The following is a 19,816-nucleotide window of genomic DNA, read 5'->3' as shown; positions in this document are numbered from 1 at the left end:
TCTAGCAGGCTGGCGACCGCGCTGCGAGCCGCATCAAACTTTTCGTGACTCGCCAAGCGGCCGAACCGCGCTAAGCTCTCGCTCAAGCAATAAGGGTGAGACGCGACATGTTGCAGCGATCGATTTTGGCAAGCGTACTGGCCATCGGGCTTTCGGCCTGCGCCAGCATTGAAACAGGCACTGCTGAGGCGCCGTCGGTGAAACCTACTCTAGGTCAAGCCGCCACGGGAACCGAGCCAATTATTGGACCAGGTGACCGGATGCCCTCCGGTCGAGATCTCGGCACCCGGTCCGCCGTGGTCGCTCCAAATGCCGCCGCGGCGACAGCCCATCCGCTCGCCACCCAGACCGCCTTGGACGTGATGAAACACGGCGGAACAGCCATGGATGCAGCCATCGCTGCCAACGCCATGCTCGGCCTGGTCGAACCCACGGGCAATGGCATTGGCGGCGATCTTTTCGCCATCGTCTGGGACCCGAAGACCAAGCAACTCTATGGCTATAATGGCTCTGGAAAATCTCCGATGGGCGCGACACTGGAAGACATGCAGGCCAAAGCCGACGCGTTTATGGATGGCGAAGAGATTCCACCATTTGGGGCGGCGCCTGTTTCGGTACCAGGCACGATTGATGGCTGGTTCGCCTTACATGAACGCTTCGGCCGGCTCGATATGGCAGACAATCTCAAGCCAGCGATAGAATATGCACGAAACGGAGCGCCAATTCCCGAAGTGATCGCGTTTTATTGGCAGTTCGGGCCCCAGCGTTTTGGACCTGCGGCTGAAAGCGGAATGCTGGAAGAATACGAGAATGCTAAGAAGACGTTCTTCTCGCCAACGCCGGTTGAAGGATCGCTGTTCCGCAATCCGGATCTCGCTGACACGCTGACCAAAGTCGCGCTCAATGGCCGAGACGCGTTTTACAAAGGCTCGATCGCGCGGACGATGGACGCTTATTTCGAGCGGATTGGCGGTTATTTGCGTTATGAGGATTTTGCCTCCCACCAAGGCGAGTGGGTGGAACCACTCTGCGTCGAATATCGCGACCTCGTGAAACTGTGCGAACTCGGTCCGAACACGCAAGGCGTCGCGGCCTTGCAAATGCTGGAAATGCTCGAGCGCTTTGATCTGCGCGCCATGGGTTTTGGATCGCCGGACAGTTTGATGGCGCAAATTGAAGCCAAGCGCTTGGCCTTTGCCGACCGCGCGGCGGGTTACGCTGACCCTGCCTTTAGCGGTGTCGATCCAGATGTGTTTATTCGACCTGGTTATAATGCAGCTCGTGGCGAGGCGATAGACATTACGCGGGCCATGGCGCCGCCAGCGCCTGGCTTTGCTGAAGCGGACGCCAAGCTTGAGGATGGCGACACAACTTATCTGACCGTCACCGATAGTGACGGCATGATGGTGTCGCTGATCCAATCCAATTATCGCGGCATGGGCTCTGGACTTGTAGCGGATGGTCTCGGCTTCATGTTCCAGGATCGCGGGCAATTGTTCAGCCTCGACCCCGAGCATCCGAATGTGTTCGAGCCTGGCAAACGCCCCTTCCATACGATCATTCCGGCTTTCGCGTTTAAGAAAGATATGCCGGCTTGCCAGGTCCGGGCCGTGGCGCCGGAAGTGGCATGTCCATATGAGCCATGGCTTAGCTTTGGCCTAATGGGCGGCGGCATGCAGCCGCAAGGCCATGTTCAAGTGATCCTCAACCTCATCGATTTTGACATGGGCCTACAGGAAGCGGGAGATGCCGCGCGTTGGGAACATCGCGGCGGCTGCGAGCCGACGGACGGTCTGAACGGTGATGCCTGCGAAACTGATATGGGCACCGTGCATCTCGAGAGCGGGATCCCAGTCGAATCGCGCGCCGAGCTAGAGCGGCGTGGGCACACCGTCGAGTGCTGCCGTGCCAATGGCGGTGGCTATCAGGCGATCATGCGAGATTTTGAAAGCGGCGCTTGGATTGCTGCAACCGAGATGCGCAAAGATGGCAATGCTGACGGATATTAAAGGGTGAAAGCGGCCAGTCCACCTAACAGTCTTTGGTCTCGTCTAAGTTACTATACGTGGCTTTGAAAGCCTGCGCGGACTGGCTATTCCCGCTTCCAATACGGTCATCCGTAGCACGAACTTGACCTAAGGGCAATTGTGAGTGGAGAGACGTGTATGCGGTCTTGTCATCCCGGAATTTCTGCGCGGCAGAAATGTCCGGGACCCAATTTACTCGATCGCCACAAATCTCCGCTGGGTCCCGGACAAGCGCTCACGCGCTTTCCGGGATGACAGCGCTAAATGAGCGCGCCATATCTCTCCTCATGGAAGCCTTTGCGAATCTTCTTGAACGTCTGCTGCTAACTCCGTCGCGGAACGGGAAGCTTGCCCTGATGGCGAACTACTTCGCCACGGTGCCCGACCCAGAGCGAGGTTGGGCGTTGGCGGCGCTGACCAATGAAATCGATCTTCCCGGTGTCAAAGCTGGCCTGGTGCGGCGTTTGGCGGAGAGTAAAGTCGATCATGAACTGTTCCGCCTCTCTTATGATTATGTTGGCGACCTGGCTGATACAGTCAGTCTGATTTGGCCGACCGAACATGGCGCGAATTATGTGCCAACGCTGAGCGAGGTCGTGTCTGAACTTTCTGAAGCAACCAAAGCGCAGGGCGAGAAACTGATCGAAGGCTGGCTCAATGCGTTAGACGCGCGGGGGCGGTGGGCGTTGCTGAAGCTTGTTACAGGCGGGCTTCGGATTGGCGTCTCAGCACGCCTTGCCAAAGTTGCTGCGGCGCAATTTGGGGATGTCGCGCCGAATGAAGTCGAAGAAATCTGGCACGGGCTGGAGCCGCCTTATCTGTCTCTATTCGCTTGGCTTGAGGGCAAAGCGGATCGGCCTTCGCCCGACATTGAGGCGCCCTTCCGGCCGGTCATGCTAGCGCATCCGCTGGTCGCAAAGAAAGACCGGGACAATCCGAATGCGATTGACCCAGACGTGATCACCGCGGAGGCGTATGCCGCGGAATGGAAATATGACGGCATCCGCGTGCAAGCGGTGGCCGAGAATGGCGTACGGCGGATCTATACGCGCACCGGCGATGATATCAGTCACGCATTTCCAGACGTTCTCGCCGCCATGAATTTTGACGCGGCAATCGATGGTGAGCTTCTGGTGCGCGCTCCAGGCGGCGGGGTTGCGCCTTTCAACGAGCTGCAGCAGAGGCTCAACCGCAAGACGGTGTCGAAGAAGCAAATGGAGGCGCGCCCGGCTTTTATCCGCGCCTATGATTTGCTGGTGGAAGGCGAAGATGATCTGCGTTCGCTGAGCTTCCAGGATCGGCGCGCCCGGCTTGAACATTTTATCTCGGGCTTGAGCACCGAACGGATCGATCTCTCGCCGCTTGTCCCTGTCACAGGCGTCCAAGCCTTAGAACACGCGCGCAACAATCCGCCCTCGCCCGAGATTGAAGGCCTGATGCTGAAACGGTGGGACAGCGTCTATGAAGCCGGGCGACCGAAAGGGCCGTGGTTCAAGTGGAAGCGCGATCCGTTTCTAATCGATGCGGTGATGCTGTACGCCCAGCGCGGGCATGGCAAACGCTCAAGTTATTATTCCGATTTCACCTTTGGGGTGTGGCGCGAAATCGATGGTGAAGATGTCCTCACGCCCGTCGGGAAAGCGTATTTTGGGTTCACAGATGAAGAGCTGAAACAGCTCGATAAATTCGTCCGCGATAATACGATTGAGCGGTTCGGTCCGGTGCGGTCTGTTACCGCGACGAAGGCGCTTGGACTGGTGTTTGAAGTCGCGTTCGAAGGCCTGCAACGCAGCCCTCGCCACAAATCTGGCATTGCCATGCGCTTCCCACGTATCAATCGGATCCGCTGGGATAAACCGAGCGCGGAAGCTGATCGGCTCGAAAACTTGGAAGCCTTATTGCCCGAGAATGCGTGATGGACATGGCGCCAAAGCCTGATAGGCCGGGGCGATGAATTTTCGCGATTTCATTCTGCTCTCGGCGGTCTGTTTCGTCTGGGGTTTAAACCTGGTCGTGACACGCTGGGTCGTTGCGGATGCCGGTGTCCCGCCGCTCTTCTTCGCGGCGATGCGGTTTGCCGGGATCGCGCTTGTGCTGATCTGGTTCTTAAGACCCATCCCAAGAAACCTCGGAACACTCTTTTTAATCGCGATGGGGATGGGGGCAGTGCATTTTGCGCTCCTCTTCCTCGGCCTTGCGAATGCAGAAGCCAGCTCCGTCGCAGTGGTGGGGCAATTAGGCGTGCCATTCTCGACATTGATGAGTATGGCCTTCTTGGGTGAGGTTGTCGGTTGGCGGCGCGGATTGGGGATCATGCTGGCCTTTGCGGGTGCGATCTTGATCGCGGTTGATCCGAGTACGTTTCAGCTCAGTTATGGCCTGCTCTATGTCGTCTTCGCCGCCTTAATTGCTTCAGGTGCCGGCATTCTGATGAAGCGCATGCCGTCGATTAGTGCCTTACAAATGCAAGCTTGGATTGGTCTATTTAGTTTCGCACCTTTGTTTGCCGTGTCAGGCCTGATTGAGGGCGATCAAAATGGTTGGGGCGCTTTCATCGAAGGCGGTTGGCTGGTCTGGGCGGCGACGGCTTTTGCCGTGCTCGGCGTCAGCGTGTTCGGCCATGGCGCTTTCTATAACCTGATCAAGAAATATGACATCTCTCTGCTCTCGCCGCTGACTTTAATGACCCCGGTTTGGGGCGTGGTGCTAAGCATTGTGATGCTGGGCGAGGTCTTGACCTTACAGCTAATCGTGGGGGCGGCGATTTCCTTAGGCGGGGTGTTTGTTATTCTCATCCGGCCAAATCGCGCTATGCCAGAAGCTGCTTTGGGCGATAAAGTGAGAGGCAAAAAGGAATGAAAGTCGAGGCGCATCCCAGCCCGAATTTCAATGACCGCAAACACTCTGTAGATATGCTGGTCTTCCATTATACTGGCATGCAGACAGGTCAGCAGGCCCTCGACCGCATGTGCGATCCTGAAGCTGAGGTTTCCGCACACTATATGATTTGGGAAGATGGCCGCATCGCGCAACTGGTCGGTGAAAACAAACGCGCTTGGCACGCTGGGGTCTCAAGCTGGAAGGGCGAAACCGATCTCAATTCCCGCTCGATTGGTATAGAGATTGTGAATGGCGGGCACGATTGGCCATTGCCAGGCGACGTCTTACCGCCTTATCCGCAAGCCCAGATCGATGCCTTGATCCGGCTGACGCATGGCATTCTGGATCGATGGGACATTCCGCAGACCCGAATTCTCGGCCATTCCGATATTGCCCCGGCCCGCAAAATCGATCCAGGCGAGCATTTTCCATGGGCGCAATTGGCGCGCTATGGCATCGGGCTTTGGCCAGCGTCCTTGACTGATGCCGGTGCGGGGTCTGGGCGCGCGCGCGTCACCGGCCCGCAATTGATTGGTCGCGGTCTTGGGCCAGGCGATGATAAAAAGGCCGTCATGCGGATGCAGACCATGCTGTCAGGCATTGGCTATGCGATTGAATCCACCGGCACTTATGACGAAGCGACTGAGGCGATTGTTAGCGCCTTTCAGCGTCGTTGGGTGCAAGATCAAGTGACCGGCCGAGCCGATCTGCGGACGCTCCGCATGATTGGCCTCATTCACCCACTTTTCTTGCGCTGAGCGCGCCTCAGGCTTTGGCGCTGGGGCGCGCGAGACAGCGATCATACCAGGCGCTGACCGTTTTCAGGTCGCGATTGAGCGGTTGCCCGACCTGTTCACCAAACGCGAGGAAGGATGACAGTAAGATATCGGCCAGCGTAAATTGATCCCCGGCTAGAAAATCTCGTCCAGCCATTTCACCATCGAGCCATGCCAGCTTGTCCTGGGCGCAAGCTTTCAGACCATCTGAAGCCTCCGGGATGCAGCGCATACGGTCTTGGAAGAGGGGCAGGCCTTCGGCAAAGCGGAACCCATTTGCCAGCGGCTCACAAACATTCAGATCCGCCCAGCGCGTCCAGCGCCGAACTTGCGCGCGCGCTTCTGGGGTTTCGCCCATAAGTCGCGGCCCCGGTTGGCTTTCGTCAAGATATTCGCAGATGACCGTGATCTCGGTCAGCAATGAGCCATCGTCGAGTTCCAAAGCCGGGAGCTGACCTGCGGGGTTCACTTTGAGATAGTCTGACTGGCGATTGACGCCGCTCATAATGTCAATCTCTTCCATTGGCAGGGTGATGCCGCGTTCGGCCATAAAGGTTCGCACGACTTGCGGATTTGGTCCGACTGAATTGTAGAGTTTCATCATAATCTCCCGAATGGATTAGAAGTTGACGCGGTTCGAAACCGTGCCATCGACGATCAGGTTTGAGCCCGTGGTGTAAGACGATTTTGGACTGGCCAAGAACACCGCGGCATCGGCAATTTCTTGCGGCGTGGCGCAGCGGCCGGTTGGGTTACGCTTAACCGCCTTCTCGAAAAATTCCGGCATATTCTGTTCAACCATGTGCCACACTCCGCCTTCGAAATAGACCATGCCCGGCGAGACCACATTGGTGCGGATGCCGCGTTTGGCATGCTGGCGAGCGAGGCCTTTCGCCATATGGATGAGCGCCGCTTTGATTGGGCCGTAAGAGCCAGCATTATCGGCCACTGCGGCGGAGATCGATGCGATAATCACAAAGGCGGCATCGCCGTTCGCGTCGGTAGCTTTGCCGAGAAAGGGTTCAGCCGCTTCAAACGCATTCACCGCGCCGAGCACGTCCAGATTGAAGTTCTGTTTCCAAGAGGCTTCGTCGTTGCCTTGCGCCATTGCGCCGGCATTTGAGACCAGGATATCGATCCCGCCAAGGTCCTCGCCTGCAGAGGCGATCCAGCTTTTCAGCCCTGCGCCATCGGTAACATCAACCGGACCGCCAATCGCATTGACGCCCTTGGCTTTGAGGTCTGCGACGGCTGCCGCGATTTGATCAGCATTGCGGGCGCAGATCGCGACATTCGCACCTTCATCGGCGAGCGTGTCCGCAATCGCGCGACCAATCCCGCGTGTGCCGCCAAGGATGACGGCGTTTTTGCCTTTGAGGTTCAGGTCCATGCTGTGCTCCAGTCTCTGTCTTTGATCGGCATCGGAGCACACCCGCGGCTCAGCGCCAATGTGAGTCGTCGCGGGAAGGGGCTGGCGGATTCTTACTGATTGGCCTATATCGCCCGCTCCAGACGGCTGGGCAGTTGCTGGCAAGCTTGCTTGCTGGAGGAAAGTCCGGGCTCCAAGGAGACATGGCGGTGGATAACGTCCACCCGGCGTGAGCCGAGGGAAAGTGCCACAGAAAGCAAACCGCCTCGGACTTCGGTCCAGGGTAAGGGTGAAAGGGTGGGGTAAGAGCCCACCGGGGCTTCGGCGACGCGGCCCGCATGGTAAACCCCGCCAGGAGCAAGACCGAATAGGGGGCGTATATGGGCCGTCTTCAGCCTACGCCCCGGGTGTGTCGCACCAGGCGCGCAGCAATGTGCGTCGCAGAGGAATGACTGCTAAACCCGCAAGGGGGAACAGAACCCGGCTTACAGGCCGTCTGGACTTTTGCTTTTTGGTGCGGATGTGGGGGTTCTTTTGGGATCGCGAGTTTGAGTCGAATCGCTTGATTCCTATAAATTGTCAAGTTGACAGTTTATAGGATAAGTTTATTGTCATTGTGACAGAAAACCTCATATGGCCGACCTCATGCCCCGCCCAAAACTTGATCAAGAACGCGAACCGCAGATCCTCAAAGCGCTGGAAACCTGTGTGATCCGGCAAGGCTTAGCGAAAACGTCGCTCAAAGACGTTGCCGAAGAGGCGGGCTTGCCGCGACCTCTGGTCCGCCACTTTGTAGGCAATCGAGACGCGATGATCGCCAAACTGTTTGACGGAATGATTGATCGCGCCGAACAGCAACTTGAGAACGTACAAGGGAATGACTCCGCGCTGTCTTTGGAGAAGTGTCTCGATCTTTTGTTTGACGGCGTATTTGCCGATGAAACTTCAAACGCGCTGGTTGGGGAACTTTGGTTATTGGCTGAGCGCGATGACGCCATTCGCGCGCGACTCGCAAGTCTGTATCAACGCGTCTGCGATCGGCTCGTCGGCGCACTCGCAAATGAAGGCATGGGAACGAACGAGGAAGAGCGCCGCGATGCCGCATTCTCACTGGTTTCTTTGTCCTATGGTGACGCGTCTTTCCGGGAAATCGGCCTGCGCGCACCGAAACGTCGGTCCATTCAATCTCACGCGCGGGCAATCCTCGCCACGTTGCAAAACCAAAACACATAGTCGGAAGGTTTCTCTGATGAAGAAGGATATATTTGGCGGACTCGCCGTCCTTGTCGTTGGCATTGCCCTGCTCGCCTTTTTGAACAAAGGGCGCATTGACCGCGCCGCCACCGCTGCAACCTTGTTCAGCGGGGCTGAGCAGTATGAAAACTTCAACCGCATGCATGAAATGTTTCCAAGTGCGGAAATGACCCCAGCCGAAACAGTATTTGAGTTTGGCACGGGCACTTCTGTGACGATGCCCACCTCGTTCACGTACAAGGGTCAGGTGGTCGATACACAAACTTTCCTATCAGACACGGACACCGCTGCACTTTTGGTTCTCAAAGACGGAAACGTTGTGTTCGAGGAGTATTGGCTAACCGGTGGACGCGACGTGACGTGGCTTTCAATGTCGGTTGCCAAGAGCTTTGTCTCGGCGCTGGTTGGAATTGCAGTCTCTGAAGGCGACATTGAGAGCATTCAGGATCCGGTCACGACATATGTTCCGGAGCTTGCTGAATCTGCTTATGCTGGTGTGTCCATCAAAGACGTTTTGCAAATGTCATCAGGCGCGCGATGGAATGAAGATTACTCAGATCAAAATTCCGACATCAATCGGTTTGGCCGCATCTTTGCGTTAGGTGGATCTATGAATGAGTTTGCTGGAACGCTTGAACGCGAAAGAGCTCCCGGCACTTACAATCTCTACAACTCAGCCGACACGCAAGTATTAGGGATGCTACTAGTCAACGCGACGGGCCGCTCAATCACAGAATATATGCAAGAAAAACTGTGGCAGCCGCTTGGTGCGGAATCTCGAGCCCATTGGCTTTTGGACAGCGAACGCATGGAAATGGCCTTTGGTGGCCTGAACGCGACGGCTCGCGACTATGCAAAGATCGGTGAACTCTATCGACTCGGCGGCCGTTTCAATGGCCGGCAAATTGTACCAACCGAATGGGTGTCGGCGTCCGTCACACCCGATGCTCCACACCTGATGCCAGGCAAGGACAATCCAGCCTCAGATTTTGAGCTCGGCTACGGTTACCAGTGGTGGATCCCCGAAGGCGACGAAGGTGAATACTCAGCGATTGGCGTTTACAATCAGTTTGTCTTTGTGAACCCGACCCGCGGCACCGTAATCGTCAAACTTTCAGCCAACAGTGACTATGGGGTTTCCAATGACGAGAGCAGTTATCGAGAGATTGAAACGATTGAATTTTTCCGCGCCATTAATGAAAGCCTGGGTTGATATTGCCGATATCAAATTTTGCGTGAGGCATGAACAGCTCGCGAGTCGTCCGATGCCGATGGTGGGTTAGGGATCAACGTCCCAAACACGCACCATCAAAGACGCTCTCCGCCATCAATTTCTGTGCTCAGAATATCCCAACCCCTATCCGTCACAGTTCTGCGTTTTTGCCATCACGCCGAGCTGTTCGACGCGGCCGGTACTGTTGGCGACGTTGAAATAGATATTGCCATAATCATAGACTGTACTGTCGGCTTTTGAGACGACGCAATCTGGCACGCCGAAGACGGCGCGGGTGGTGATTTGCTCGGCGCCGGTTGCGATACCTTCCGCGGTGCGGAACCGGCCGTCTTGGACGATGATCCAGTACACTTCGTCATGAGCACCGACGGTGAGACCGTCAAAAACATATGTCGTCGCCGCGGTGCCGCGCATCGGAATGGTTTGGCGCGGGACGCCCTTAAGGGCGAGCAATTGGTCGAGCGGCATGCCGATTTCGACATCGCCGACGCGTTCGCCGGGCACGATTTGATTGTCATTGAGGGTGAGCGGGGAGCTGGCGCAGCTGTATAAGAACGCGGCGCTGGCCAGGACGGATGCAGATTTTACTAAAGTCATGCTGAGACGGTCTCGATTGGCCGCCCCCGCAGCACGATCGCGCTAATTCACTGGAAACAAGCGGCTTTGTCGAGACTCTGTGACGTGAACTCTCTGTCAGGTTTGCGGCTTAACTGGCCGGAACCGTGACGTCGCCCCAGACGATAAAGTGCGGATTGTCGTAGCCGCGCTCTTTTTTGCCATAAAGGAGCGGCGTGCCATCGGTCTGCGTGACTTGCGCCCCGGCGGCTTCGGCAACGGCTTGGCCCGCGGCGGTGTCCCATTCCATGGTGCGGCCATGCCGCGGATAGAGGTCCGCTTCGCCGGCGGCAATCAGGCAGAACTTGAGTGAGGATCCTGCAGAAATGATGTCGCCGATTTTTTGGGTTTCGAGAAAGGCGTTTGTTTCATCGCTGCGATGGGACTTGGATGCGATCGCGGTTAGGCCAGCGTCAGGAGCGCGGCGAATGCGGAGGGGCGTGCGGGCGGATGCCGGCGGCACATCGGCGCCGGGTTCAGCTTTGGCTTGCCAGGCGGAGAACCGGCTATCGGCCACGAAGAGGCGGTTCAGTGCTGGCGCATAGACGACGCCCATAACCGGAACGCCATTCTCGATAATGCCGATATTGACGGTAAACTCACCGCGTTTGTTGATGAACTCTTTGGTCCCGTCGAGCGGATCAACCAAGGCAAATCGGTTGCCATGCTCAGGAATATTGCCCGCCGCCACCGACTCTTCTGCGATCACTGGAAGGGTCGGATCGGCCGCGACCAAGGCGTCCAGGATTAAGGCTTCAGCCTTTTCGTCAGCTTCTGTGACGGGAGAGCTGTCATCCTTGCGATCGACATTGAAGTCGGTTGCATAGACTTGCATGATCAGTTTGCCTGCATCCAAGGCGATGCGGGCGAGGATGTCTCCGGTCAAACTCATGAGACGTGCCTTTCTTGAAGGGGGACCAGCAGCGGGTCGGCCGCTAGAATTCTGTGGGCGGTGCTAATCGTATCAAAGGCTTGCTGACTATCCCCGAGTCGCGGGGCTGCGGGATCGCTGATGCCTGCGAGGAAAGCCGAGAGCGCCACCAGAGCGCCATTGGACGCCTCGAACCGATCGACGGTTTCGTGGCGCGGTGTAGATCCGTCAATGCGCGCAGAGATGAGCGCTTCTTGACCAAATCTCTGGTCTTCTACGTTGAGACCTTCCAGCCATAGATAGCCACGCTCATAACCGAGCTCGAGGCGGAAAGTGGGCCGCCACTGCGTGGTTGAGATGTGCAGGCTTGCAAGTGTTCCCGTGTGCGTTCGAAGCGTGGCGAGTACATTGGTCTCGGATCCGATTGTTTCGTTCCGGTCGAGATCTGCGAAGCCTTCAATGTCCTGAAACGGCCCGGCGAAAGCTTGCATGATGTCGATCATTTGGGCGCCGAGGCCGAAGATTGGGTGAATGTCATCGTCGCGCCCAGCAAGGCCGCAAACCGCGCGCATGGTCAGCAGGTTGCCAAACTCGCCTGTGCCGACTTTGGCGAGTGCTGTCGCGACCGAGTCATGGTGGCGAGCCGTGAAGCCAAATTGCAGCCGGGCGCCTTGGGCATTCTGTTCGCTGCGGCGGATTTCGATCATATCCTCAACGGTCAACGCCACTGGATAGGTCGTATATACAGGCCAAGACCCGCTGAGGGCTGTTTCGATCCACGGGCGGAGGTCCTGCTGATCTCCAGCCAGGATCACTGCATCTAGAGATTCCGTTCGCATAGCTGCGCGAAATTGTTCAATTCCGTCTTCGTCGCAGCTCACATCAAGCGCGAAAGCGGCAATCTGACCGGCTTCAGACAGGGTGTTTAGGGCAGTGTGATGATCAGGGTCCAATTGGTCAGCACCAATCACGGCAATGCGGATTTGTGACATACCCAACCAGGCTCCTAAAGCGCTGGACAGCGATAGCGGTTTGATATGCTGATCACAAGCGCGATGCTCAGACCTTGCACAAAAAATTCTTTGGTTTGGGCTTAAGCGGCGAGCGCCTTCAGCAAAGCCTCGGCTTGCAGCTTTGAGAAGGATTCGGGCAACGGCGCGCGCATAATCAAAATCCGTGACCAAATCTGCCCGGTCAGGATATCAACTGCCTGATCCAAATCATAATCGCGTCGCACGACGTTTTTGGCCGCGATTTCCGCTAGAATAAGGCGGAGCGGGGCGCGGATATGCTCTTTCATCCAATTGCGCCATGTCTCGCCAGCGTCTTTATCGTCGCTCGCGGCAATCATCGCGGTGCGCAGAACGGCGTGTCCCGATCCATGGCGCGTCACGTCTTCTAAGGGTTGAACCAAAGCGGCGATCCGTTCGAGGGGGTCCCGGCCGAGCTTCGACGCCGCTGGAACCAAGTCAACGGCGGCTTCGATACACATATTCCCGATCGCAGGCCACCATCTGTAAATGGTCTGTTTTGACGCTTTGGCTTTGCGCGACACTTTATCGACGCTGAATTTTCGCCAACCATTCTCGGCCATTTCTTCCCGTGTGGCTTGTAGAATGGCAGCGCGGGATTCTTCACTGCTGCGTTGTCCCTTTTTAGGTTTGGCCTTCAGATCAGTCATAGCGCCCGTATCGTTGAATTGGTTAGACTTTTCGCTAGCACGGAACGAACCGTTTGTCTTTCGCTTCGTGCATGAAAATTGTGAACCCACTGGGACTTGCAAATCAGAGACCAAATGGGCGTGAAATGCGACGGTTTCTGACCCGATTGCGCGCCCAGGCGTGACAAAAAGTGCGCCCCGAAGAGATCGGTTATCTCCTCGGGGCGCATATTGGGGGACGGTGATTGAGGTTGAAGGCCCGCGGCTATCACCGTTTTAAAAGATCTATTCGCCTTCTATGCCGCGCTCGACGGCCTGGGCGATCAATTCACGCGCTTTTTCAACGCCTGACCAACCCTCCACGCGGCTCCACTTGCCGGTTTCCAGGTCTTTATAGTGGGTGAAGAAGTGGGTGATTTTCTGGATCAGAATGTCTGGTAGGTCGTGATAAGTCGCGATCTTATCATAATAGGCCGTGAGATTTGGGTGCGGAACCGCCAAGATCTTCTCGTCCGGTCCTTTGTCATCGGTCATCATTAGGACGCCGACGGGCCGAGCACGAACAACGCTGCCAGGAACGAGCGGGCGATTGCCAACGACCATGACATCAATCGGGTCGCCATCCAGGCTGAGAGTATGCGGCACGAAGCCGTAATTACACGGATAGCGCATCTCAGTATAAAGATATCGATCAACGAACATCGCCCCGGATGCTTTGTCGATTTCATATTTGATGGGGTCGCCGCCAAGCGGAACTTCAACGATTACATTCAGATCGTCGGGTGGGTTTTGCCCTGGGATAATTTTGCTGATGTCCATGGGAGGTTGCCTTTGACTAAGCCCTGTTTTGCGCAGCCCGTGCAGGATCACGGCCAACACGTCAAGCGGTCATAAAGTCTTGGCGGTGGCCGTCTGCAGTGCTTTACTCAGCGCAAATCATAGTAGCGTGAGACTCAAAATGAAATTGCTCGGAAAATCAGCATGTTGCGCCTTGGTGGCTTTGGGAGGCGGCCTTTCCATATCCGCGCAAGATATGCGATCTGCGTCTGAAAAAGTTGTCGCCTGTCAAACGGTTGAAGACGCGACAGAGCGGCTCGCCTGTTTCGAAGCGGCCGCAACTGAACTTTCAACCCTGCTCACAACGCCAGCGCCGGTTCAGAGTGCAGCGGTGAAACCAGAGGCTCCGATCATTCCTGCGGCGCCAGCTGAGTCGACCGCTGCGCCGACCACAACAGACGCGGCTCAAGCGCCAATCCAGCAGGCTTCCGCAGCCACTGAGGAGAGCGGCGAAGTCCCGCGTTCTCGTCTACCGTCTTGGATCCCGCGGATTACGTTTGGCAGCGACCGCGATGTCGAAAAAGAGCCTGACGAATTCCAAACGAAACTCACTCGGGTACAAGTGAACAGAATTGGTCGACATTTCTTCACAACTGAAGAGGGGCACGTTTGGGAGCAAAAAACACCGGATGAGATTCGTGCGCCGAAATCATTGCCGGCAGACGTAATTTTGTACCAAAACATCACCGGCGGGCTGCGACTTAAAATCGTAGAGACCAATCGAAGCTATGCCGTGCAGCGCGTCGAATAGTTTTATTCGGCGGCGAGCCCATAATTAAAGCTTATCGAGATCCGGGGCTCTTCGGTCTGGCTGGTAAGCACTTCGTGGCGTAACCAGCTATCCCACATGAGAATATCGCCGGGGCGGGGCGTTCGATAGACGAACCGCGCCATTGCTTCAGGAGCGTTGTCGGCGAGTGGCGGGGCCGCCATCATCATCGCCAATCGTGGATCTTCGAACTTAATTCGCCCGGCGCCTTCAGGCATGGCGATGTAGCAAGTGCCAGAAATGACGCTATTGGGATGGATATGGCCCGAATGATGCCCGGCTTCGCCAAGTATATTCACCCATAGACTGTCGCAATTGAGCTTGGCGGTTCCAAGATCCCAATGCCGCGCTTTCGCGAAGGCGACTGCGAACGTGTCGAGTTGTGCAACGAGCTCGGCGAAGGCGGGGGCGCGTTGGGGAAGATCATCAAGAGAGGCATAGGACGTATAGCCCGGATAACCTTCCTGTTCGCACCAATCGTGCCCCGCATGATCGCCGTCTTCGATCATCCAGCACGCATCGCTCAACTCTGCCAGCAGAGCCCCGTCGGGGAGGCGGTTAGTTTGAATAGTGGTTGCGAACAAGGGTTGGTCAGTCATGACCTCCTCATACGGCGCAAATTCACGCTGGCAATATGTGCCGAGTGGGGCGCTCTTCCTAAACTGGAGGTATGTCCCAACCGCGCCGGTAATTTGGGCTTGTGTTTGCGCGAATTCGATGTACTGAATATTGTACAAATCATTCATTGATAAGGGGGCGGTCGTGGCGCAAACAAAATTCACCGTGAACGGAGAAGAGCGGGTCGTCGACACTGATCCCAGCACGCCGATTCTGTGGGTGCTGCGCGAGCAGTTGAAGCTGACTGGCACTAAGTTTGGGTGCGGGATCGCCCAGTGCGGCGCGTGCACCGTCCATTTGGATGGCACGCCGGTTCGGTCGTGTTCGACCCCTTTGGCAGCTGCAGACGGCGCAGAGATCACCACGATCGAAGGCGTCGCGGCTGAAGACGGCACCCGCCACAAAGTCCAGGCCGCTTGGATTGAGCACCAAGTGCCACAATGCGGATATTGTCAGTCAGGTCAGATCATGTCGGCGGTGGCGCTCTTGCGAGACAATCCAAATCCAACCGATGAAGACATCGATACAGCAATGCAGGGCAATATCTGCCGATGCGGTGCTTACGGGCGAATCCGCGCCGCGATTAAATCAGCTGCCAGCGCTTAAGGAGATCGGTCATGGGAAAGTGGACCCGTAGAGGATTTATCGCAGCTGGCTTGGTTGGCGGCGGTGTGCTCGCTGTCGGCGTTGGCATTCGCGAAGGCCATCGTGCGCCCAAACTGGCTGGTTTGGTTACGGATGAAGGGGAGAGCTTGGTCAATGTGTGGGTCAAGCTGGCCCCCGACAACACGATCACCGCCATCGTCCCGCATAGTGAGATGGGGCAGGGTGTGTTCACTTCAATGACGCAAATGCTGGCGGATGAAATGGACGCCGATTGGGATAAGGTGACATTCGAGCAGGCGCCTGCGCATGAAGGCTTCGCGAACCATCCGATGGGTCGTGAGTTCGTGATGGGCGACACAAAAGTTCCCGGCTTTGTGCAGGACTCGCTAAATGGCGGTTTCCTGCGCATTGCCCAGTCGATGAGTTTGCAGATTACGGGAGGCAGCACAGCGGTTCGGTTCACAGGCATGGGCGGCATGCGGATCGCGGGCGCCGCGGCGCGCGAGATGATCGTGAAGGCCGCCGCGAAAGAATGGGGCGTCTCATCGAAAGACCTGCGGACCGAAAAGAGCCATGTCTATCATGATGCAAGTGGCCAATCTGCGCCTTATGCCAAGTTTGCAGAACGAGCCGCGAAATATTCGCCGCCAACCCAACCCAAGCTCAAAACGCCCGCAGAATTTACCCTAATGGGCACGTCGGTTCCGCGGTTTGATATTCCCGCGAAAACCAACGGCACGGCCGAATTTGGCATCGACGTAGATCTGCCTGGCATGAAATACGCCGCCGTCATGGGACCACCTGTACTGGGCGCTGAAACTGAAAGCGTCGATGACACTTATGCGCGAGATATGCCGGGCGTGATCAAAATTTTGGACAAAGGCAGCTTCGTCGCGATTGTCGCGGACGGATATTGGCAGGCGGAGAACGCCATTCGCCAGCTTGAAGTCACCTGGACAAAGACCGGCGCAGAGACGCTCAATCAGGCTGACATCTTCGATAAGATGCGGACAGCGATGGATGAGGCCGGGGCCAAAGGCAAAGAAGACGTTGCTGTGGGCAATGTTCGTCGCGCGACGGAATCGGCGAGCCGGGTCTATGAGGCGGAGTATTCGGTGCCATTTTTGGCGCATGCAGCGATGGAGCCGATCAACGCCACCGCTTGGGTGCGCGACGGACAGGTGGATCTATGGTCAGGCCTGCAAAACCCGCTTGGCGTTCGCGATGAAATCGTCGGCGCGTTCGATGTGAAGAAAGACAGTGTGACGATCCACAATGTTCTGCTCGGCGGTGGTTTTGGACGCCGCTCGAACCCCGATTATCCGTTGATGGCGGTCGAGATCGCCAAAGAGTTTGATCATCCGGTCAAAATGATCTGGTCACGTGAGCAAGACACGCAGCAAGACTGGTATCGCCCCGCCTCGGTTAGCCGGTTCAAAGCCGGGCTGGATGAAAACGGAATGCCTGTCTCATGGGATAATTTGTTCACGCAAAAGCACGACCCGCCAGAAGCATCACATATTCCGTACAAGATCGACAATCAGCTGATCCATTATGCTGAGGCTGAGCACCATGTTCGGTTTGGACCGTGGCGATCGGTTGATCATACCCAGCACGGTTTTTTCATCGAAAGCTTTGTCGATGAATTGGCGGATCAAGCAGGCATGGATGGATATGCCTATCGGCGCAAATTGCTCGAGCATTCGCCGCGCTACACCGCCGTTCTCGATGCGGCTGCGAAAGCTGCCAATTGGGGGCGCGAGGTGCCGGAAGGTCGAGGCCTCGGCATCGCGCTGGTCGACTCGTTCGGGACCGTGGTTGCGCAAGTGGTCGAAGTTGATGTGACCGGTCCTGAACCGCGCGTCGTCCATGTCTGGTGCGCCGCTGACCCCGGTTTTGCCATGAACCCAGATGGCTTCACCGCGCAGATCGAGAGCGGTATCATATATGGCCTAACCGCCGCGCTATATGGCGATATCACGATCGAGAATGGTGCGGTGGTGCAGTCTAATTTCCACGACTATCCGATGCTCCGTATGGACCAAGCGCCTGAAATCTCGGTCGAGATCATCAATAGCGGCGCCAAAGTGGGTGGCGGTGGTGAGCCGGGAACGCCGCCGATTGCACCGGCGCTCGCCAATGCTGTTTTTGCGGCCACAGGCGTTCGCGTGCGAAGCCAACCGATTGCGAATTTTGTCGAAGGGCTTTCTTAGACGCTCAGATCCTTACTAAGTGAAGAGCTAAGGTTTTCTGTAGTCCGATCTTGTCCAGCGGGGGCTCGCTGGCTTATTTGGGCAACGCAAATCGCTGAGCGAGCAGGAGAGCTATCGAATGGATGAGCGAAATTACGAGCCGATGACCAAAGCGGAAGTTGTGACCGCACAACGCGCTTGGGCGAAATATGTCACCGAACAGGATGTCGACAATCTACTAGAACTTTACGATTTTGGCACGTCCGACCAGCCTTTGCTGTTTAAACCAACTCTGACCAATGTGATCCGTTTGGATCGCGCGGGTGCGAAGTCATACTTCATCGGCGGAAATCCAGACTTTCCGCACGATCATGGCTTCCTGAAAAATGGTTGGAAGACGGTTGAGTTTCATAGCGCCGCTGGACCGCTCCCAAATGCAGGGGGGCTAAGCTATAAGGATATGGGGCAGTATACATTCACGAATGGCGATGGGAACGCGACCCGCGCCGACTATACGTTCGCTTATCATAAGCTAGATGGGCGCGTTTTGATTTCACTGCACCATTCTTCGCTGACATGGTTCCCGCCGGTCGATGAATAAGCCGACAGGCAACCCCCAAGAGAGCTAAAGTGATTCGAGGGGCTTAGGCCCCTCGAACTACATTTGCATGGTCCAACCTTCGACACCCATCGCAGCCTGACGCACCGCTTCGGACATGGTCGGGTGGGCGTGGCAGGTGCGGGCGACGTCTTCAGACGACGCACCAAACTCCATGGCGATGGCAATCTCGTGGATCATTTCGCCGACGCCGACGCCAATCATATGCGCGCCGAGAATGCGATCTGTGCCTTCTTCGGCGAGAATTTTCACAAAGCCAGTGGTCTCGTGATTGGTCCGGGCGCGGGAATTGGCCATGAAGGGGAATTTGCCCTTCTTATATTTGATGCCGGCCTCTTTGAGTTGCTCTTCGGTTTTCCCGATCGTTGCAATCTCCGGATTGGTATAGACCACGCCAGGGACGAGGTCATAATCAACATGACCAGCTTTGCCGGCGATCAGCTCAGCGACCGCTGCGCCATCATCTTCGGCTTTGTGCGCCAGCATCGGCCCAGCAATACAGTCGCCAATCGCCCAGACGCCCGGCGCCACTTTGAAATGTTCCGTGGTTTCGATCACACCGCGCTTGTCGGTTTTGCCGCCAACATTTTCGAGGCCGAGTCCTTCGGTATAAGGACGGCGGCCAACAGCAACGATGACAATGTCTGCATCCACGCTCTCGGCGTCACCGCCAGCGGCTGGTTCCATAGTCAGTTTGAGCTTGGTTTTTAGCTTTTCAACGCTGGTCACTTTGGTGCCGAGCTTAAAGGTCAGGCCTTGCTTCTTGAACGTACGCTGGGCTTCTTTGGCCACCTCATTGTCCATGCCAGGCAGGATCCGGTCGAGATACTCAACCACAGTCACTTCTGAGCCAAGGCGCGACCAAACGCTGCCCATTTCAAGACCGATTACACCGGCGCCGATCAGGACGAGCTTTTTCGGGATCGCTTTCAGGCCGAGCGCGCCAACATTCGACACGACCCGCTCTTCATCAATGTCGATGCCGGGAAGCGTGGACGGCTCAGAGCCCGTCGCGATGACGATATTCTTGGCCGACACGGTTTGGACTTTTCCATCCTTGCCAGTGACTTCGACTTGGCCTGGGCCAGCGATCCGGCCTTTGCCCTGGATATGGTCGACTTTGTTTTTCTTCAAAAGGAAAGCGACGCCTTTGGTCAGACCGTCCACGGCATCTGCCTTTTGCGCCATCATTTGCGGCAAATCGATTTCGAGTTTGCCGGTCTTGATGCCCATATCAGCAAAGTCATTCTTCGCTGCGGCGTAGAATTCAGACGCGTGGAGCAGCGCCTTAGACGGGATGCAGCCGACGTTCAAACACGTGCCGCCGAGCGTATCTTCCTTTTCAATACAGGCTGTTTTCAGCCCCAATTGTCCTGCACGGATTGCGCAATTGTAGCCGCCTGGGCCACCGCCGATAATTACGACGTCATAGGTGTCTGCCATGGGATGTTTTGCCTGCTTCAGCTCGCCAGTAGAATCTGGCGGCAAC

At 56.5% G+C, this 19,816-nt stretch carries 19 protein-coding genes and 1 other RNA gene; 11 read left to right on the top strand and 9 right to left on the bottom strand.

Annotation, left to right across the window (positions count from 1 at the left end; translation table 11 throughout):
- The first annotated feature begins 107 nt into the window (after positions 1-107).
- The 4 genes from MY069_RS06070 to MY069_RS06055 all read left to right on the top strand — a co-directional run bounded on the left by MY069_RS06070 (position 108) and on the right by MY069_RS06055 (position 5,665).
- Positions 108-2,009, top strand: a complete 1,902-nt coding sequence (locus MY069_RS06070) for a gamma-glutamyltransferase family protein (protein WP_482796174.1) — start codon at positions 108-110, stop codon at positions 2,007-2,009.
- 305 nt (positions 2,010-2,314) lie between these two features.
- Entirely contained in the window at positions 2,315-3,943 is a 1,629-nt protein-coding gene (locus tag MY069_RS06065) for a cisplatin damage response ATP-dependent DNA ligase (RefSeq protein ID WP_482796683.1), read from the top strand.
- A gap of 34 nt (positions 3,944-3,977) precedes the next feature.
- A complete protein-coding gene (locus tag MY069_RS06060) occupies positions 3,978-4,886 on the top strand; it encodes a DMT family transporter (protein WP_482796173.1) in 909 nt (302 codons plus the stop codon).
- Complete coding sequence (locus MY069_RS06055) at positions 4,883-5,665, top strand: peptidoglycan recognition protein family protein (protein WP_482796172.1); 783 nt, start codon at positions 4,883-4,885, stop codon at positions 5,663-5,665. The genes MY069_RS06060 and MY069_RS06055 overlap by 4 nt, the downstream gene beginning before the upstream one ends.
- 7 nt (positions 5,666-5,672) lie before the next feature.
- Here MY069_RS06055 and MY069_RS06050 read toward each other — a convergent pair whose 3' ends face one another.
- Both MY069_RS06050 and MY069_RS06045 read right to left on the bottom strand, forming a co-directional pair.
- Entirely contained in the window at positions 5,673-6,284 is a 612-nt protein-coding gene (locus MY069_RS06050) for a glutathione S-transferase family protein (RefSeq protein WP_482796171.1), read from the bottom strand.
- Between the two features lie 18 nt (positions 6,285-6,302).
- On the bottom strand, positions 6,303-7,073 hold the full coding sequence (locus tag MY069_RS06045; RefSeq protein WP_482796170.1) for an SDR family NAD(P)-dependent oxidoreductase: 771 nt from the start codon (positions 7,071-7,073) through the stop codon (positions 6,303-6,305).
- A gap of 118 nt (positions 7,074-7,191) precedes the next feature.
- Here MY069_RS06045 and rnpB point away from each other — a divergent pair.
- The 3 genes from rnpB to MY069_RS06030 all read left to right on the top strand — a co-directional run bounded on the left by rnpB (position 7,192) and on the right by MY069_RS06030 (position 9,519).
- An RNA gene (rnpB, locus tag MY069_RS06040) (RNase P RNA component class A) lies at positions 7,192-7,556 on the top strand.
- Between the two features lie 129 nt (positions 7,557-7,685).
- On the top strand, positions 7,686-8,285 hold the full coding sequence (locus MY069_RS06035) for a TetR/AcrR family transcriptional regulator (RefSeq protein WP_482796169.1): 600 nt from the start codon (positions 7,686-7,688) through the stop codon (positions 8,283-8,285).
- A gap of 16 nt (positions 8,286-8,301) precedes the next feature.
- A complete protein-coding gene (locus MY069_RS06030; protein ID WP_482796168.1) occupies positions 8,302-9,519 on the top strand; it encodes a serine hydrolase domain-containing protein in 1,218 nt (405 codons plus the stop codon).
- 144 nt (positions 9,520-9,663) lie between these two features.
- Here the strand turns inward: MY069_RS06030 and MY069_RS06025 are convergent, their stop codons facing one another.
- The 5 genes from MY069_RS06025 to ppa all read right to left on the bottom strand — a co-directional run bounded on the left by MY069_RS06025 (position 9,664) and on the right by ppa (position 13,505).
- Positions 9,664-10,137, bottom strand: coding sequence for a hypothetical protein (locus MY069_RS06025; protein WP_482796167.1), 474 nt, complete (start codon positions 10,135-10,137; stop codon positions 9,664-9,666).
- Positions 10,138-10,246: 109 nt separating this feature from the next.
- On the bottom strand, positions 10,247-11,047 hold the full coding sequence (gene cysQ, locus MY069_RS06020; protein WP_482796166.1) for a 3'(2'),5'-bisphosphate nucleotidase CysQ: 801 nt from the start codon (positions 11,045-11,047) through the stop codon (positions 10,247-10,249).
- A complete protein-coding gene (locus tag MY069_RS06015) occupies positions 11,044-12,018 on the bottom strand; it encodes a Gfo/Idh/MocA family protein (protein WP_482796165.1) in 975 nt (324 codons plus the stop codon). Before MY069_RS06015 ends, cysQ begins: the two co-directional genes overlap by 4 nt.
- Positions 12,019-12,119: 101 nt before the next feature.
- The gene (locus MY069_RS06010) at positions 12,120-12,707 is read right to left on the bottom strand and encodes a TetR/AcrR family transcriptional regulator (RefSeq protein ID WP_482796164.1); all 588 of its coding nucleotides are present in this window, start codon (positions 12,705-12,707) and stop codon (positions 12,120-12,122) included.
- Positions 12,708-12,971: 264 nt separating this feature from the next.
- A complete protein-coding gene (gene ppa / locus MY069_RS06005; RefSeq protein ID WP_482796163.1) occupies positions 12,972-13,505 on the bottom strand; it encodes an inorganic diphosphatase in 534 nt (177 codons plus the stop codon).
- A gap of 139 nt (positions 13,506-13,644) precedes the next feature.
- Here ppa and MY069_RS06000 point away from each other — a divergent pair, with 139 nt between their 5' ends.
- Complete coding sequence (locus tag MY069_RS06000) at positions 13,645-14,274, top strand: hypothetical protein (RefSeq protein WP_482796162.1); 630 nt, start codon at positions 13,645-13,647, stop codon at positions 14,272-14,274.
- Positions 14,275-14,276: 2 nt separating this feature from the next.
- On the opposite strand, the gene MY069_RS05995 is transcribed toward MY069_RS06000, so the two are convergent.
- On the bottom strand, positions 14,277-14,891 hold the full coding sequence (locus MY069_RS05995; protein WP_482796161.1) for a TIGR02466 family protein: 615 nt from the start codon (positions 14,889-14,891) through the stop codon (positions 14,277-14,279).
- A gap of 163 nt (positions 14,892-15,054) precedes the next feature.
- Between MY069_RS05995 and MY069_RS05990 the strand changes: the two genes are divergently transcribed.
- The 3 genes from MY069_RS05990 to MY069_RS05980 all read left to right on the top strand — a co-directional run bounded on the left by MY069_RS05990 (position 15,055) and on the right by MY069_RS05980 (position 18,309).
- Positions 15,055-15,516, top strand: a complete 462-nt coding sequence (locus tag MY069_RS05990; protein ID WP_482796160.1) for a (2Fe-2S)-binding protein — start codon at positions 15,055-15,057, stop codon at positions 15,514-15,516.
- An 11-nt stretch (positions 15,517-15,527) separates the two neighbouring features.
- Positions 15,528-17,729, top strand: coding sequence for a xanthine dehydrogenase family protein molybdopterin-binding subunit (locus MY069_RS05985; protein WP_482796159.1), 2,202 nt, complete (start codon positions 15,528-15,530; stop codon positions 17,727-17,729).
- A gap of 118 nt (positions 17,730-17,847) precedes the next feature.
- On the top strand, positions 17,848-18,309 hold the full coding sequence (locus MY069_RS05980) for a hypothetical protein (protein ID WP_482796158.1): 462 nt from the start codon (positions 17,848-17,850) through the stop codon (positions 18,307-18,309).
- A 57-nt stretch (positions 18,310-18,366) separates the two neighbouring features.
- On the opposite strand, the gene lpdA is transcribed toward MY069_RS05980, so the two are convergent.
- Entirely contained in the window at positions 18,367-19,770 is a 1,404-nt protein-coding gene (gene lpdA / locus MY069_RS05975; protein WP_482796157.1) for a dihydrolipoyl dehydrogenase, read from the bottom strand.
- Positions 19,771-19,816 lie beyond the last annotated feature (46 nt).

This window comes from Hyphomonas sp. ske169, assembly GCF_056850855.1.
This window is presented reverse-complemented; position numbering and strand designations above follow the sequence as displayed.

Excerpts from the sequence above, each read along its gene's own strand:
- MY069_RS06070 (WP_482796174.1), top strand. The coding sequence starts at position 108 with ATGTTGCAGCGATCGATTTTGGCAAGCGTACTGGCCATCGGGCTTTCG.
- MY069_RS06065 (WP_482796683.1), top strand. The coding sequence starts at position 2,315 with ATGGAAGCCTTTGCGAATCTTCTTGAACGTCTGCTGCTAACTCCGTCG.
- MY069_RS06060 (WP_482796173.1), top strand. The coding sequence starts at position 3,978 with ATGAATTTTCGCGATTTCATTCTGCTCTCGGCGGTCTGTTTCGTCTGG.
- MY069_RS06055 (WP_482796172.1), top strand. The coding sequence starts at position 4,883 with ATGAAAGTCGAGGCGCATCCCAGCCCGAATTTCAATGACCGCAAACAC.
- MY069_RS06050 (WP_482796171.1), bottom strand. The coding sequence starts at position 6,284 with ATGAAACTCTACAATTCAGTCGGACCAAATCCGCAAGTCGTGCGAACC.
- MY069_RS06045 (WP_482796170.1), bottom strand. The coding sequence starts at position 7,073 with ATGGACCTGAACCTCAAAGGCAAAAACGCCGTCATCCTTGGCGGCACA.
- MY069_RS06035 (WP_482796169.1), top strand. The coding sequence starts at position 7,686 with ATGGCCGACCTCATGCCCCGCCCAAAACTTGATCAAGAACGCGAACCG.
- MY069_RS06030 (WP_482796168.1), top strand. The coding sequence starts at position 8,302 with ATGAAGAAGGATATATTTGGCGGACTCGCCGTCCTTGTCGTTGGCATT.
- MY069_RS06025 (WP_482796167.1), bottom strand. The coding sequence starts at position 10,137 with ATGACTTTAGTAAAATCTGCATCCGTCCTGGCCAGCGCCGCGTTCTTA.
- cysQ (WP_482796166.1), bottom strand. The coding sequence starts at position 11,047 with ATGAGTTTGACCGGAGACATCCTCGCCCGCATCGCCTTGGATGCAGGC.
- MY069_RS06015 (WP_482796165.1), bottom strand. The coding sequence starts at position 12,018 with ATGTCACAAATCCGCATTGCCGTGATTGGTGCTGACCAATTGGACCCT.
- MY069_RS06010 (WP_482796164.1), bottom strand. The coding sequence starts at position 12,707 with ATGACTGATCTGAAGGCCAAACCTAAAAAGGGACAACGCAGCAGTGAA.
- ppa (WP_482796163.1), bottom strand. The coding sequence starts at position 13,505 with ATGGACATCAGCAAAATTATCCCAGGGCAAAACCCACCCGACGATCTG.
- MY069_RS06000 (WP_482796162.1), top strand. The coding sequence starts at position 13,645 with ATGAAATTGCTCGGAAAATCAGCATGTTGCGCCTTGGTGGCTTTGGGA.
- MY069_RS05995 (WP_482796161.1), bottom strand. The coding sequence starts at position 14,891 with ATGACTGACCAACCCTTGTTCGCAACCACTATTCAAACTAACCGCCTC.
- MY069_RS05985 (WP_482796159.1), top strand. The coding sequence starts at position 15,528 with ATGGGAAAGTGGACCCGTAGAGGATTTATCGCAGCTGGCTTGGTTGGC.
- MY069_RS05980 (WP_482796158.1), top strand. The coding sequence starts at position 17,848 with ATGGATGAGCGAAATTACGAGCCGATGACCAAAGCGGAAGTTGTGACC.
- lpdA (WP_482796157.1), bottom strand. The coding sequence starts at position 19,770 with ATGGCAGACACCTATGACGTCGTAATTATCGGCGGTGGCCCAGGCGGC.